13 protein-coding genes are annotated in these 15537 nt (G+C 42.2%); all 13 read right to left on the reverse strand.

Annotated elements, in window-relative coordinates; genetic code table 11:
* Window positions 1-48: 48 nt before the first annotated feature.
* Window positions 49-1728 carry an ArnT family glycosyltransferase gene (locus CLV51_RS01695; protein WP_106526281.1) on the reverse strand — a complete coding sequence of 560 codons (1680 nt, stop codon included), beginning with the start codon at window positions 1726-1728 and terminating at the stop codon, window positions 49-51.
* 40 nt (window positions 1729-1768) lie between these two features.
* Window positions 1769-2866, reverse strand: coding sequence for an N-acetylglucosamine-6-phosphate deacetylase (gene nagA, locus CLV51_RS01700; RefSeq protein ID WP_106526282.1), 1098 nt, complete (start codon window positions 2864-2866; stop codon window positions 1769-1771).
* 12 nt (window positions 2867-2878) lie between these two features.
* The gene (gloA2, locus tag CLV51_RS01705; protein ID WP_106526283.1) at window positions 2879-3271 is read right to left on the reverse strand and encodes an SMU1112c/YaeR family gloxylase I-like metalloprotein; all 393 of its coding nucleotides are present in this window, start codon (window positions 3269-3271) and stop codon (window positions 2879-2881) included.
* Between the two features lie 15 nt (window positions 3272-3286).
* Window positions 3287-4090 carry an amidohydrolase gene (locus CLV51_RS01710; protein WP_106526284.1) on the reverse strand — a complete coding sequence of 268 codons (804 nt, stop codon included), beginning with the start codon at window positions 4088-4090 and terminating at the stop codon, window positions 3287-3289.
* 62 nt (window positions 4091-4152) lie between these two features.
* A complete protein-coding gene (locus CLV51_RS01715) occupies window positions 4153-4602 on the reverse strand; it encodes a regulatory protein RecX (protein WP_245898594.1) in 450 nt (149 codons plus the stop codon).
* Between the two features lie 22 nt (window positions 4603-4624).
* Complete coding sequence (locus CLV51_RS01720) at window positions 4625-6961, reverse strand: ATP-dependent helicase (RefSeq protein ID WP_106526286.1); 2337 nt, start codon at window positions 6959-6961, stop codon at window positions 4625-4627.
* A gap of 165 nt (window positions 6962-7126) precedes the next feature.
* Window positions 7127-8197, reverse strand: a complete 1071-nt coding sequence (locus tag CLV51_RS01725) for a fatty acid desaturase family protein (protein WP_106526287.1) — start codon at window positions 8195-8197, stop codon at window positions 7127-7129.
* Between the two features lie 396 nt (window positions 8198-8593).
* Entirely contained in the window at window positions 8594-9094 is a 501-nt protein-coding gene (locus CLV51_RS01730) for an RNA polymerase sigma factor (RefSeq protein ID WP_106526288.1), read from the reverse strand.
* A gap of 302 nt (window positions 9095-9396) precedes the next feature.
* Complete coding sequence (locus CLV51_RS01735; RefSeq protein WP_106526289.1) at window positions 9397-9927, reverse strand: HdeD family acid-resistance protein; 531 nt, start codon at window positions 9925-9927, stop codon at window positions 9397-9399.
* A gap of 681 nt (window positions 9928-10608) precedes the next feature.
* Window positions 10609-12147, reverse strand: coding sequence for a M28 family peptidase (locus CLV51_RS01740; protein WP_106526290.1), 1539 nt, complete (start codon window positions 12145-12147; stop codon window positions 10609-10611).
* 130 nt (window positions 12148-12277) lie between these two features.
* Window positions 12278-12736 (reverse strand): ribose 5-phosphate isomerase B, encoded by a 459-nt coding sequence (rpiB, locus tag CLV51_RS01745; RefSeq protein ID WP_106526291.1) that lies wholly within the window; start codon window positions 12734-12736, stop codon window positions 12278-12280.
* A 26-nt stretch (window positions 12737-12762) separates the two neighbouring features.
* The gene (tatC, locus tag CLV51_RS01750; protein ID WP_106526292.1) at window positions 12763-13620 is read right to left on the reverse strand and encodes a twin-arginine translocase subunit TatC; all 858 of its coding nucleotides are present in this window, start codon (window positions 13618-13620) and stop codon (window positions 12763-12765) included.
* Between the two features lie 637 nt (window positions 13621-14257).
* On the reverse strand, window positions 14258-15529 hold the full coding sequence (locus tag CLV51_RS01755) for a hemolysin family protein (protein WP_106526293.1): 1272 nt from the start codon (window positions 15527-15529) through the stop codon (window positions 14258-14260).
* Between the last annotated feature and the right edge of the window lie 8 nt (window positions 15530-15537).

Here is a 15537-nt window from a genome sequence, read left to right on the forward strand (position 1 = left end):
TGTTCTCCGATGCATTTTTACTAAAAGCTAATCGCTAAAAGCTAAAAGCTATTTTTCTACAATCACCGGTATCACCGGACTATTATGGGTTGGAGGCAAATCGCCCGCAAACACAGAAAACTTAAGCTGATAGTTACCGGGTGTATCCGGCATTACTACTTCCAGGTTAATCAGTCTGCGCAAAACAGCTCTTTCCAATGTCATGGTCGACTTCACCTGAGGCAATGCATTATCTCCGTTGGTAAATGAATAACCCAGTACCGGTTCATTGGTCCTGTCCAGCCGGATAGGTTGGTGGTAGCCGTTATAAGGTTGCAGGATCACATTAATATGCTCCCCACGTTTCGCTTTAATCTTTTTTAAAGCAGGCTTGAGTTGTATAAGTGAATAAGAATAATAGTCTGGCTGAATATCATAATCCCAGGTACCATTCACTGTTTTCAGACTATCTGTAACCGGCAGACCTGCCCCCGGATCAAACACCACCATCACTGGTTTACCCCATAACTGTACTTCTGTATCCCAGAAATTATACTGGCTTCTGCGTGAATACCTACTGTTAAGGCTATACGATAACTGACCGGTATAAAACATATATTTTGACGGACGCTGGTAACTATTCAAAAATACCACCGGACGGCCTTGTGCGCGGGCAGCTACCTGCGAGGTCCATTCTTTGTTATGATGAATTTCAGGTCTTATTTCTACTCCCGGCATAAAATCCCAGATCATATATACCCGTACTACCAGCACCAGTAATAACGTAACCGGCAGGGTATACAATAACCACTTCTGCGACCAGCGGCGGCGCACAATAGCCTGATGTGCCAGTATTGCCACCGGCGCAAAGAGCATCACTGTCCAGTTAGCCTCTACTCTTCCTTTGAATGTACTGAGCAGGAAAAACGCCAACACTCCTACCACACAGAATTTGAGCGCCCGCTCAAAAGAATTCTGAATAGGACACCGGAAGGCATAATAGAGGATCAGCCAACCCAGCAACGGGCCAAATAATAATAACTGTCCGCCCAGGTAATCCAGCGTGTAACTGATATCGTAAGAAGATGCATTACGCTCTATCAGGTGGTATTGCAGGGATGGGAAGCCATGTGTATACTGCCAGTAAATATGCGGGAAAAAGAGAACGGTAGTAATGATACAAGCTATATAGAACTTGAAAACCTTTAGCAGGTTGACATTGGACAGCACTGTGAAAAACACCAGTAAAATTCCATGATATTTACTGTAAAACATAAGTGCCATGGAAAGGCCCAACAGCAAAGTATTTTTCCAGTTTTGCTCTGCTATAAACCGGCGATAGGTCCAGAAATAAACAGCAGCAAAAAAGATGAGTGGTGCATCCGGCACGGCCAGCATACCGCCTATCTGCATGGCGCCCATGGCACCCATCAGGAGATAAAAAAGCTTATTGTCTTTTGAGGCAATCAGGTTAGCGGTCAGCCACAAGGTGGCTGTATTCATGATCACTACCAGGAGCCGCACTCCCAACTCGTTATGAAAAATACCGTAGCCGATTTTTATCAGCAACGCAATCATCGGTGGATGATCAAAATAGCCCCAGTCCAGGTGACGGGAATACACCCAGTAGTAAGCTTCATCATCCCATAATTCGGAATAGCAAGCCTGTATAAGGCCCAGCACCAGCCAGGCAAGCAGGAAAAGATTTCTATACCGGTCTTTTTTAAAGAAACGAGTTATTGCACTCATGCGGAAATACAGTATTATTAATGCTGCGAAGATAGGGCTATTAACAGTATACTGTTGTCTCCCAATTTGTGTCTATAACTACCATTGCGGCCTCATAGCCAACTGCAATGCGGCCTAATGCCTGCTCACGGCCGATTACGCGGGCCGGATACAGTGAAGCCATACGTAATGCCTCCTCCAGCGGGATGCCTACCTTTTCTACACAGTTACGAACAGCCTGTATCATAGTAAGACAAGATCCTGATAACACACCGGTGGCACTTACAAACCGGTCTTTCTCCCGGATATAAACGTATCCCCCTTCCTTATTTTCTTCCACCGCATCCGTAATCAGGAACAACCGCTCCTTCATTATTTTTTTGCTGATCCGGATAGATGCAAAATCAACATGTACGCCATCAGCAACTACACTGGCGCATACATCCGGATGATCGTAAATAGCCCCTACCAGGCCCGGTGCACGGCTTTCCAGCGGCGACATGGCATTAAACAGATGCGTGGCATGATGTATTCCATTTTCAAACGACCCATAAGCGACTCCATAAGAAGCATTGCTATGACCAGCAAATACCACAATACCAGCTGCCTGTAATTGCTTTACCAACGCGGTATCACAACATTCCGGTGCGAGTGTGATCATCTTCACTACTTCTCTTCCGTGCTCCAGTATCCAGTCAATATCTTCCTGTGTGGGTGTACGGATATATTGTGTAAGGTGCGCGCCTTTCTTTACCGGATTTATAAACGGTCCTTCCAGGTGTAGTCCCAGTACCCCTTTGCCACCCTGCTGCCAGTATGTGCTTACCGCCTGCATTGCCTGCAGCATAATTTCAGGAGAAATAGTAGCTACGGTAGGCATGATGTAAGCAGCGCCGCCAGCCTTGCTGTAAGCCACTGTTGCGGCCAGTGATTGTACAGAAGGATACATAGAAAACACGGCTCCGTTACCACCATATATCTGCAAATCAATCAATGCCGGCGCCAGCAGTGCTCCTTTGAGGTCTTTTTCCTTTCCATCAGGAGATATTGCCGAAGAAGGCACCAAACCGGTTATTTTACCATTATCTGTAATAACGGCATGGTCTTCCAATATCCTTTCTCCTGTAAAGATCCGGGCATTTACAAAGGTTACAGACATAGCATTAAAATTTTACGGGTGAGTTTCGTATAGCTCTAAAGGCAGACCATCAGGGTCTGTAAAAAATGTAAAGCGCTGATTTGTATGTGGGTCAATGCGTATCGGCTCTGTTTCTACGCCTTTAAGCAGTAATTGCTGTGCTGCTGCTTCTATATTAGCCACTGCGAAGGCCAGGTGGCGCAGTCCGCAGGATTCCGGGCGACTGGCACGCGGCGGTGGTTCCGGGAAGGAAAACAGTTCAATGATATACTGATTGCCGAGTGCCAGATCCAGCTTCCAGGAGTCACGTTCTTCGCGGTATACTTCACGTATTACCTGCAAGCCCAGCACATCGGTATAAAAAGTCTTGCTACGGGTATAGTCAGAACAAATAATAGCGATGTGATGGACTGCCTGTAAAAACATATCTGTGATTAGAATTTATCCCTGAGGTAAAATAGTGAATTTATCAGCATCTTTAAGAAAAGGAATCTTCTTCCTCACGTCATCCAGTAGCTCACGTTGAAGGGTATACGTAAATATATCTTCATCATGAGATTTCCGGTAGATGATTTCGCCCATTGGATCTATGAGACTTGTATCCCCGCTGTGGTAGATGTTATTGCCATCATTACCCACACGGTTCACGCCAATAGCAAAACATTGATTTTCGATAGCACGGGCCTGTAGCAAGGTTTTCCAGGCGGTACTGCGGCGTTCCGGCCAGTTGGCTACATTCACCAGCAGATCGTAGGCAGGAGCCTGTGTATCGGCCTGTATACTATTACGCGACCATACCGGGAAACGCAGATCGTAGCAGATCGTCAGATTTATCTTCCAGCCCTTTACCTGTGCAATCAGTCGCTTATCACCAGGCTGGTAATGTTCATGTTCCCCTGCATAACCAAACAGGTGGCGTTTATCATAGGTACCATAAGTACCGTTAGGCAGCATCCAGATCAAACGGTTCATGTATTCACCATTTTCTTTGATGATCAGGCTACCGGTGATAATGATGTTCTTCTCAGCAGATTTTTTCTTCATCCACTGAACAGCACTGCCATCCATTGTTTCAGCCAGGAGTTCCGATTGCATGCTGAAGCCGGTACTGAACATCTCCGGTAAAAAAACCACTTCCGTTTTTTCACCTATGCTGTTGATTTTTTCATCAAACATGCGCAGGTTGGCCGCTATATCTTCCCAGTGCAATTGCGACTGTATGAGTGTTACTTTCAGATCTGACATTATCAGTTATTGTGATCACAAAATTACAACCTGACGGATTAGAAACTTTTCAAATTATTGCCTCATTCAGCCTCATTCTTTGCGATTTGTTCAAGCGCATCGTTTATTAGCTCAGTTTCGAAACCTCTTTGCAACAGGTATTGCACTGTTTTATATTTCCGTTTAATGGGCTGTTCTCCTTTAAGCGACAGGTATTTTTTCTCCACCAGCTTTAACAGTACTACAGCATAATCATCTGCATCAATTTCCTCCATTCCTTTTTTAATGCAGTAGGCAGATACCTGTTTTTGCTTCAACTCCATAAGGATCTTTTTCCGCCCCCACTGTTTAATACGGAATTTGCCGCCGGCAAAGGCTTTCGCAAAACGTTCCTCATTCAGAAAATTATCTGCGATAAGCTCAGCAAGCGCTTCTTCTACTTCAGGACCACGCAGTCCCAGCTCCAGGCATTTATACTTTGTTTCCTGATGACAACGCTCCTGGTAAGCACAGTACTGTCGCAGCTTTTGCATGGCAACGGTCATTGTCTTACAACTATTTATTTATAATACGCAGCTTGGCGTAGTTAAGCATAATTTTCTTTTCGCCGCCGCCTTTAGGAAATACGATAGTAGCAATCCTGTTGTTAGGCGCACCTTCCATGGCAGTAATGGTACCGAAACCGAATTTCTGGTGCTCTACCTGCATACCCGGTTCCATACCTGCCGGATCATCCGGTGTAAAGCCAACGGTAGGCACATGGGTAGTAGCAGCAGATGAAACAGGTTTAGGTGCGGGTCTTGGAGTAGCAGACTGTGTTTGCTGGGCAGGTGTTTTCTTCTGTACCCGGTCAAACATATTATTGCTATTGCTCCATCCGGAAGTGTTGCCACCACCAAAAGCATTACGCACACTACCTCCGCCGGCGTAACTACGATCTATAAATTTCTCCGGCATCTCTTCCAGGAAACGGCTTGGCTCATTCTGCACCAGGTTACCAAAGCGGTAACGACTGTTTGCATGCGTTAACCACAAACGTGCTTTGGCACGGGTAATGGCTACGTAAAACAAACGTCTTTCTTCTTCCAGTTCTTCACGGGTATTGATAGACATTCCGCTGGGAAACAGGGTTTCTTCCAGCCCTACAGTAAATACTACCGGAAACTCCAGTCCTTTGGCAGCGTGGATAGTCATAAGTTTCACCACATCACTATCTTCATTGTTGCCCTGATCGGCATCTGTTAACAAAGTAATTTGTTGCAGATAGGAACCCATGCTCTTATCCAGCAGTTCTCCTTCTTCGTCGGGTGTTTCTGTAAACTCTTTGATGGAGTTCAGTAACTCCTGCACGTTTTCATAACGGGCAAGCCCCTCCGTAGTTTTATCGTTAAAAAGTTCTTTTACAATGTTGGTAGATTTACCCACCATTACTGCAACATCATATGCGTTATGTTTGGTGAGCAACGCCTGGAAGCTGCGGATCATGGTTACAAAACCATCAATTGCTTCGAGGGTACCGCCTTTAAAGCCAAACTCACCGGCTCTTTCCAGCACTTCCCACATGGTAATGTTATGATCATTGCTAAAAACAATGGTCTTTTCAATGGTGGTTTTACCAATGCCACGCACCGGATAGTTGATAATCCTTTTCAGGCTTTCTTCATCGCGAGTATTCATGGTGATGCGGAGATAGGCCACAAAATCCTTGATTTCCTTGCGCTGATAGAAAGACAAACCACCATAGATGCGGTATGGAATGGCTTTACGCCGCAGGCTTTCTTCAAAAGAACGGCTTTGTGCGTTGGTACGGTACAGGATTACAAAATCGCGGTTATCATAATGATTCCGTAATTTCTGTTCTGCAATCGTATCTGCTACAAATTTACCTTCTTCGTTATCTGTTTGTGTGCGTACCAGTTTGATGGTATCACCTTCTGTATTATCTGTCCAGAGATTTTTTTCTATCTGTCCTTTGTTGTGTGCAATAACTTCATTGGCAACATTGAGGATGGATTTTGTACTGCGATAGTTTTGTTCCAGTTTCACCACTTTCACATCATCATAATCCTTTTCAAACTGCAGGATGTTCTCTATCGTAGCACCGCGGAAAGAGTAGATACTTTGCGCATCATCTCCTACCACACAAATATTTTCATTTACAGCACCCAGGAGTTTAATGATTTCATACTGAGCCGGGTTAGTATCCTGGTACTCATCGATCATGATATATTTAAACTTATGCTGGTATTTATGCAGTACTTCCGGGAACGTTTTCAACAGCACATACATCTTGAATAACAGATCATCAAAATCCATCGCGCCATTCTTAAACGTGCGTTTGGCATACATGTCATAGATCTTTCCGATCAATGGCCTGTTGGCGCGCATATCTTCCTGTTGTACCAGGTTATCCACCTGGTATTCTTCCGGTCCCATCAGGCTGTTTTTGGCAGCGGAGATGCGGTTGTATACGAAGTTGGGCTTATAGTGTTTATCATCGAGATTCAACTCGTTAATAATTGTTTTAAGCACACTTTTCGCATCATCTGTATCGTAAATGGTAAAGTCGTTAGGATAACCCAGCCGGTGTGCTTCTGCACGCAGCAGGCGGGCAAATACAGAGTGGAAAGTACCGATATAAAGATTACGGGCTTCACTGCCGCCAAGGATCTTTTCCACACGTTCCTTCATTTCACGTGCAGCCTTGTTGGTAAAGGTGAGCGACAAAATATTAAACGCATCCACGCCATTGCGCATCAGATGCGCAATACGTGTAGTAAGCACCTTGGTTTTTCCTGAACCGGCGCCTGCTACAATCATCAAAGGGCCGTTGATATGTATTACTGCTTCCCGCTGTTGTTCGTTAAGCTCGTCTAAATAATTTGCCTTCATCACGACTGCTGTTTATATTTTATATGTAGATAGATGTAGTATTCCCGAAGGGTGTAAAAGTACGAAAAAGGAGTTACTTCACGCAAAGACGCAAAGGAGCAAAGACACAAAGTTTTTAAAAATGACTTTGCTTCTTTGCTCCTTTGCGTCTTTGCGTGAAAACCTTTATGGTTTTGCGCCTAATGCTTTCATGAAGCGGAAATGAGATACTACCGCACCCTGCATAGTGGGAATAGAATGATATGGCAGATTATGTTCTGCACATTTAGCCGCCACTATTTTACTGAGTGCAGGATAATGTACGTGGCTGATACGAGGAAACAGGTGATGTTCTACCTGATAATTTAATCCTCCTACAAACCAGGAAATTAATTTATGTCCGGGTGCAAAGTTAGCGGTGGTTTTTATCTGGTGGATAGCCCACTCGTTTTCGATCACCCTGGAATCTTCTCCTACTGCTTCAAATTCAGTTTCTTCTACCACATGTGCCAGCTGAAAAACGATAGCGAGGGTGAAGCCCATCACCAGGTGCATCACTGCAAAACCGATACCCCATGCTTTCCATCCTACCAGTGCTACCGGAAGAACGATGTAAAACAGCAGGTATAATACCTTGCTGCCCCAGAATACCATATGATCGCTCGCTTTCATTGGTTGCAACGGTGTAGTATAAACTTTGCGGCTCAGGTATTTCACAAAATCCATGATAAATACCCAGGCAAAAGAAGAGATAGCATATACCAACACTACGTATACATGCTGAATACGATGCATAGGTACCCACTTCTGGGTGCTGCACTGACGCATCAGCGGGCTTTTTGCGATATCATCATCCAAACCATCCACATTGGTGTAGGTATGGTGAATAACGTTATGTTTCTGTTTCCAGATAAAAGCGTTACCGCCCAGTGCATTCAATGTAAGTCCCAGTGTATCATTCACGCGGCTGTTGGTAGAGTAGCTACCATGACAGGCATCATGCATCACATTAAATCCGATACTGGCGAGCACAAACCCTAATAAAGCACAAAGTGTGATAGACAAGGTGGCTGGCATGGATATCAGCAACACAGATAAGTATAATACGACAGCTGCAGGAATGAGAACAGCTGTTTTAAGATATAGTTTCCAGTTACCCGTTTTTTTAATGTTGTTTGATTTAAAATACTCTTCCACGGCCGATTTTAGGGCAGGAAAGAATAAGGCATTTTTGTTGTTAAAAGTTACTTTAGCCATATAAGCATTGTTAGGCCGGTGTACAGAAAGTTGTAGATCCTCCGGAAAGTTGTTATTAGTTCTGTGCTAAATAACGGTTTTAAACCCGAAATTGTATTTTTTTCTTTATAATAAACAGTTATTTAACAAAGAATTGGGCGTTATGAGGTCGCTTAAATGGAGGGGGGGATGGTTTTCGGAAACAGGATAACTGAAGCCCGCAAACGTACATGCAGCTGATACACTCCGCTTATCTGCAAATGGGGAGGACAGATAATACAGCATAGTATCCAAATGATATCTTAGCTTACTACCGGGTATTCATAGATTTTAGCAGCAGCTAACAATGGTCATGCTGAGGGCTTGCAGGCTTCTGCTATCCAAAAGCCTTACTTGCATTAATTTATATCAGGCTTATCAGTGCCGGGTAATACGTGTTTTCAACATTTTACGGGCAAAATGAATACGGCTTTTCACGGTTCCTAAAGGTTCATTAAGGATAGTCGCAATTTCATAATACTTATATCCTTCAAAGTACAACAGGAAGGGTTGTTTGAAGATGACCGGCAAATTATAAACCACCATTTGCACATCCTTAACACGAAGGTCGGACTCTGCAAAATTACCGATAGCAGAAGGTTGGTGACTCAACAGATAATCTCCTACAGCATTATCCAGTAACCGGTATTGACGGGTACCGCGACGGTAATTGTTGATAAAAATGTTGCGCATAATGGTATACAACCAGGCCCGGATATTGGTGCCTGCAAGGTACTTATCACGATTAGACAAGGCTCTGAACAACGTTTCCTGGTAAAGATCCTTGGCAGATTCGGAATCTTTGGTCAATGTAACAGCATAAGGCCGTAAAAAATCGGCGTTTCCAAGTAACAAATTGTTGAATTCGGTGGATGACATAACGGTTAACTTTAAATTATTCATAATAGGCTACAGCAAGCAACCATGTAATAGGTTGGGGGCATTGAATAAAGGTAGTGATGGTAAATAAGTCACCGGACCTCCAGCCAGTGCAACTGCAGGCACCTGTAACACCGTCAAACGAAATGGTATCAACATCCTGATAAACGGACGGAACAGGTGCCTCAATAGGGTGTTGTAGTAATCATAGGAAAAACGTTTTAGTTAAAAAATAGACTTGCATATGGGGTAATTTAAAAATGATAAAACAGGGTAAAATGATCTTAATTTATAGCTATAGTTCAACGCCTGCGTAGCCTCCATGACAATGATATCAGCATGACTCCGGTAATAATCGCATAGATACCGAATACCCAGGTAAGTGTTACTGCCGCCGCCACCGGATTGGAAACCAATAAAATACCGAAAATAATGGTGAGCAATCCGCCCATGATATACCAACCTTCACCTGTGATAACTTTTCTAAGTCTGATAGCAATAATGATTTCCATCAAACCAGCCAGCATGGCCCAAAAGGCTACAAGATAAATAAGAGCCGCGCCTGTAGCAAACGGATTGTAAAAAGTGAGGATACCTAATATAACGCCTATAAGTCCTGAGAAGAGAAAGACGCTCCAGTTTTCATTTGTTTTGCGGGCTGCTATTGCACCTGCAACGGCAAAAATACCAGCTATAAACAGATACGCGCCTAAAAAAACAATCAGTGTTGCGAAAGTTATGCCTGGCCAGAAAACAGCCAGTACACCTAATACAAGGGCAAAAATCCCTCTCAGTAAAAAAATCCACCAGTAAACGTTATAAAAATTATGCATGCATTCTCAGTTTATAGATTCACAATGAGTAGCTATAACAGGGTAGGTATACTATCGTGTATAAATAAGCATTTCCGTTTTATATATTCTGAACAACCAGGAACATTCTGAACAACCAGGACAGTTAAATAGTTCTATGCATGCACGTATTATGTATTTCCCTCACAACATCGCACAACAGGGCCCGAGGATAAATGCCTCGTAGGATAAAAATGATTCAACATAAAAAGGAAAGTGGCAGGTGTTTTCATAATGGTAAGTTTATATGGTTACCAACTAGCAGCGTAAAAGCATTTTCCCGACTTATTCACCGCCTGATACTATAAATACCGATTGAACAACAACAGCTTAAATGAAAATGTTTAATGGATAGCCTGACTCTCGAAAAAAATAACTGCTATTAACTTGCAAATAATAGCATTAGCATTCACAAATTATTTAAATACGATAAATGATATATATATTGATTATTTAAGACTAAGACTCTATACACAATTTATAAAATTTTGTTAAAATAAACAAAACCTTTTTTGGCGGCCGTTCTACAAACATTTCAAAAGAAAAAAAAGAGTATAACAGGTAAGTATATACGAAATTAAAAACGGAATTGCTGACAAACATATCCGAAGCTCTTCGAATATGTTTGTCAACAATTCCGTGATTCGTACTACTATTTTGTTTTTACTTCTCGTGCCTGTCTACCACCGGCTTACGCTCCCGGTTAGCAATATCCCAGGCAGTATAAAAAACCAATCTTGCTCTTTTTGCAAGCAAATCATAATTGATCTTTTCTACGGTATCTGTTGGCTGATGATAATCAGCATGGGTGCCGTTAAAGTAAAATATAATCGGAATATTGTGTTGTGCAAACATGTAGTGATCAGACCTGTAATAGAAGCCCTCCGGGTCGTTGGGATCATTGTACTTATAATCCAGCTTAAAACCGGTATGAGTAGCGTTTGCTTTTTCATTGATTGGACGCAGCTCTGAACTCAGTTTATTATCACCAATGATGTACACATAGTTGGTGTCTTTTTCATGTGCAGGATCAATACGTCCTATCATGTCTATATTAAGATCTACCACTGTATTTGTTAATGGATAAACGGGATGAGTGGTATAATACGTGGAGCCTAATAATCCTTTCTCTTCGCCTGATACTGTCATGAACACCATGCTGCGACGAGGGCCATTACCGGCCTTTTTAGCCCGTGCAAAGGCCGCAGCTATTTCCAGTACAGCACTGGTTCCGGATCCGTCATCATCTGCACCGTAATAGATCTCATCCTTGATTTTACCAAGATGATCATAGTGCGCGGTAACAAAAACCACTTCCTCTTTTTTATCAGTACCTTCCAGATAGCCCAATACATTAGATGGTTGCAAGGTGGTACCTGCTTTATTAAATACAATATGTACTGCTGTATTGGATATAACCGGAACCTTCCATCCGTTATCAATCGCAGACAGTAAGCTGTCGCCGTTGCCAGCTCCCAACAAACCTGCGGCTACAGCAGGTGTTATATAATAAACATTAAGATGTTCCGTGGTATCTTTTTGCATATAAACACCTGTTTTACGGAGCTTATCCTGATCAAGTGATTTATAGCGGGAGGCAAAAGGTGTTACTACCAGCAGCGCTTTTACTTCCTTTGCTTTTGCTGTTTTTATTTTATCCGCTATACTACCCTTATCCCTGGACGCACCGGAAGCCGCCCCTTCCCTGATTAAAACTATCTGACCGCTCACATTCAGGTTATCATAATCATTACGATTGCCGGCAACAACACCATAATCTGCAAATATTATTTTTGAGGCCCTAATATCTTCCTGATGTCCACTTCTGAGATCTGTAATAAAATCTTCACCAAACTGAAATGTTTTATCGCCTGCAGTAATGGTACTGCTCACCAGGCTATCACTATATAACGGATAATGTTGTTCCCAATTCCCATTGGCGCCAGGTTCCAGACCAGCTTCTTTAAACTGACTGATGATATATGCAGCGGCTCTTTCCTGTCCGCGGGTGGCAGTTTCCCGGCCTTCCATTTCAGGGCCGGCCACTATGTATAGTTGTTTTTTTACAGCAGCAGGTGTGATCGTCTCACCATATTTTGCGGCCACTGATTTATTTACTGCGCCCGTGCTTTTCTGCAATTTCACCTGCGCACCGGCGGTAGTTATCAGAAGAGAGCAGGCAATCGTAATGAAAACTCTCATAGGGATTTTTTTTGTTTGACAGATTTAGATAGATAATAAAAAAAGAGCCGGGAGGTGTTTCCCCGGCTCTTTAATATTACTAAAATTTTGTGTATTCGTTACTGTAAAAATGTTGTGTGGTAATCCACTGCTAAAGGCAAACCATTTTGCGCACACGATCCTGGTGGCGGCCACCTTCAAACACCGTGCTGATAAAAACGTCAACCATTTGATTGGCTACAGCAGTATCTACAAATCGTGCTGGTATGCACAACACATTCGCGTTGTTATGAGAGCGCGCTAATCTTGCCAGCTCTTCGCCCCAGCAAATAGCTGCGCGGATGCCCTGATGTTTATTTGCTGTGATAGCTACTCCGTTTGCACTACCACAAATCAGGATACCAAATGCTGCCAGTCCTCTTTCTACAGCAGTAGATACAGGATGCGCATAATCCGGATAATCAACAGAATCTTTTGAATGTGTTCCATAGTCTTTCACCTGTAAACCTTTTGCTTCCAGGTAAGAAATAACTTCTTCTTTATATTCAAATCCTGCATGATCAGCACCTATAGCTACTGGCAGTGTAAGATTAAATGTGGGATGTTCCATGTCTGTTACTGTTTACTATTAGAGAATTAGGACCACTCTTCTACATCCTTTTTAACCATCTTACTTTCACGATCTCTCAGCGCCTTCTTGGATATAAAGATACTGATTTCATACAGACAGTATAGCGGAACAAACACAATCAACTGATCTATGACATCCGGCGGTGTAATGATAGCAGCAAGCACAAGGATTACTACGATCGCATGACGCCTGTAGGCCTTCAGGAATTCAGGGGTGAGGATGCCTAATTTGGTAAGGAAAAACACCAGGATAGGCAACTGGAATAACAATCCCATCCCCAATACAATTTGCGTGAGCAAATCAAAGTAATCATCAATAAAAAACTGATTGATAGCCTTGGTCGTAACAGTATAAGAAGCGAGGAAGTTAATTGTGAAAGGAGCCATGAGGAAATAAGCAAAGCCGATCCCCAGGAAGAATTGAAAAGATACCCAGAAAATTATACCTCTTGCACCTTTCAGTTCCTTTTCTCTCAATGCTGGTTTCACAAAACGCCAGAATTCCCAGAAGATGTAAGGAAAGGCACAAACGAAGCCGATTATGAAGGCCAATTTGAATTGCAGCATAATCTGCCCAACCATCTTTGTGTTCTGAAATTGCACCTTTACAGGCGTAATACAGAGCTTATCCCCCATCCCTACCCAATGACTAATTTTACATAAGGCTATATAGGACGGAAAAGTTGCATTGGTAGGTCCAAAAATCACATTATCCAGGATCTCTTGTGTATAGACGAAGCCAAATATACTAAATGCAACAAGTGCGAAGGCCGACCTGACGAGATGCCAGCGGAGATCTTCGAGGTGATCAAAAAAAGACATCTCTGCCTTGTCGTCATTATTTACGAAAAGTTTCTTAAACATACTTTAAACGATCGAACGATGTTGAATACGGTTTCTTATTCAGGATCACAAATATAGCGGTTGAATACAACAAATTACAGTGCGAAATGTATAAAGTGCCTTGTTTTTAATTGTCTTTTAACCAATACCCAAAGCGATATTCCTGTTTGCAGAAACATTTACGCAAAAAGCTGACGTTTGGAATAAGAGAAGAAAATGAAAAGAGAGAAAGATGGACAAGTGTAGAAAAAAAAAGAGCCAGCCCGAGAAGAATCAAGAGCCGGCCTTTCATCCATTGTTTGTTAACCCCAAAAAAGTTGAATTCGAGAATGTCTTTAGCTTCCAGTTAAACTACCTACCTAATTGATGGCAAGCGCTCAGAATAAGTAAGAATCCCTGGTTGCGTTTTATATTGTAATACAAAAATAACAAGAAATATTTTATTATCAATGTTGGAACACTTTTTTTACAACCTTTTAACAAAAATCAAATCATTGTGTTACATCATCTGAAGCAAATGTATACAATCTGTGTTAAATTCCTACTACTTTTTTAAAAAACGTTTTAGCAAAATTGTTATTACCTCGTTAATTCAAATATTACACAAAAAAATATATCATATTAATATCTGATAAGAGGGTAATAAATATCCATCTCTTTAAACCAACATCTTCATTTTAACCATTTCGATCCTGGTGTCCGTAACATTCAGAATATCAAACTCATAGTCATCAATTATAATGCGTTCCTTGATCTTTGGAATCGTTTCATGATGGTTAATAATGTAGCCGGATAACGTTTCACTTTCATCTTCCGGAAAATCTAATCCGTATTTTTCATTCAAATAATCTAGTTCCAATCTACCGGAAAAAATATACTCCTTCTCCGCAATTTGTTTCTCAACAAATTCTTCTTCATCATGTTCATCCTTTATCTCTCCAAAAATTTCTTCCAGTACATCTTCTATGGTGACTATACCCGCTGTACCACCAAATTCATCTACTACCCATGCAATGCTTTTACGCTCCTTATTGAACTTGCTAAGCAGGTCTATGGCACTCATTGTTTCAGGAACCGCCAGTATAGGATGAATAATACTTTTGATGTCGGGTGGATTTTTAAACATATCCAACTGGTGAATATAACCGAGGATATTGTCTATGCTGCTTTCATAGATGATAATTTTGGAAAGCTTTGTTTCCATAAATTTCTTGCGTACATCACTGATAGGGCGCTCTATTTCCAACGCTTCAATTTCTTTCCGCGGGATCAGGCAACCACGAATCTTAACGTGCGCCAGTGATAAAGCATTTTCAAAAAGCTCTGTATTCAACTCCTGGTTGTTTTCACCAAAGTGTTGCTGCGATTGCCTGATAAAATGCTCTACATCCACCCGTGTAAAGGATTCGCGCGTTTCAAGAATCCTTACATTGAAAAGATATTTCAGCATCCACTCGGATATTGATACGAGTAAATTACCGATGATATACAGCGGTTTTGCCACAAAGGAGATAGGCAAAGCAAAAAAGCTGAGCAATGTTTCCGGCCTTGATCTGAAGATGGCCCTGGGCACAAAAAAGCCCAGGAATAATATTACCAGCGTAGCGAGTAATATCTCCAGGAAAATAACCAGTGGCTGAATCTGTGCTGTTTCGGACCTTGCTGTACTTGCGTCCCATATAGGTTGAAAAACACCTGCCACCAATATGCCGTAAATCACAATGGTGATAGTAAATCCCACCAGACTGGTAGCCAGAAAACGGCTGGGGTTTTCATTAAAACTGGCTAATATTTTGCCAGTAGCCCGGCCCTGCTTCCTTTTGAGCTCAATGCTAAGTTTGTTAACATTGGCAAATGCGGCTTCAATACCTGCAAAAAAGCCTGCCAGCAGTACCAGGAAAACTAAAATAATTATTGTGTATCCGTCCATCCTAACAA

The sequence above is a fragment of the Chitinophaga niastensis genome, from assembly GCF_003014755.1.
Lineage (GTDB): Bacteria > Bacteroidota > Bacteroidia > Chitinophagales > Chitinophagaceae > Chitinophaga > Chitinophaga niastensis.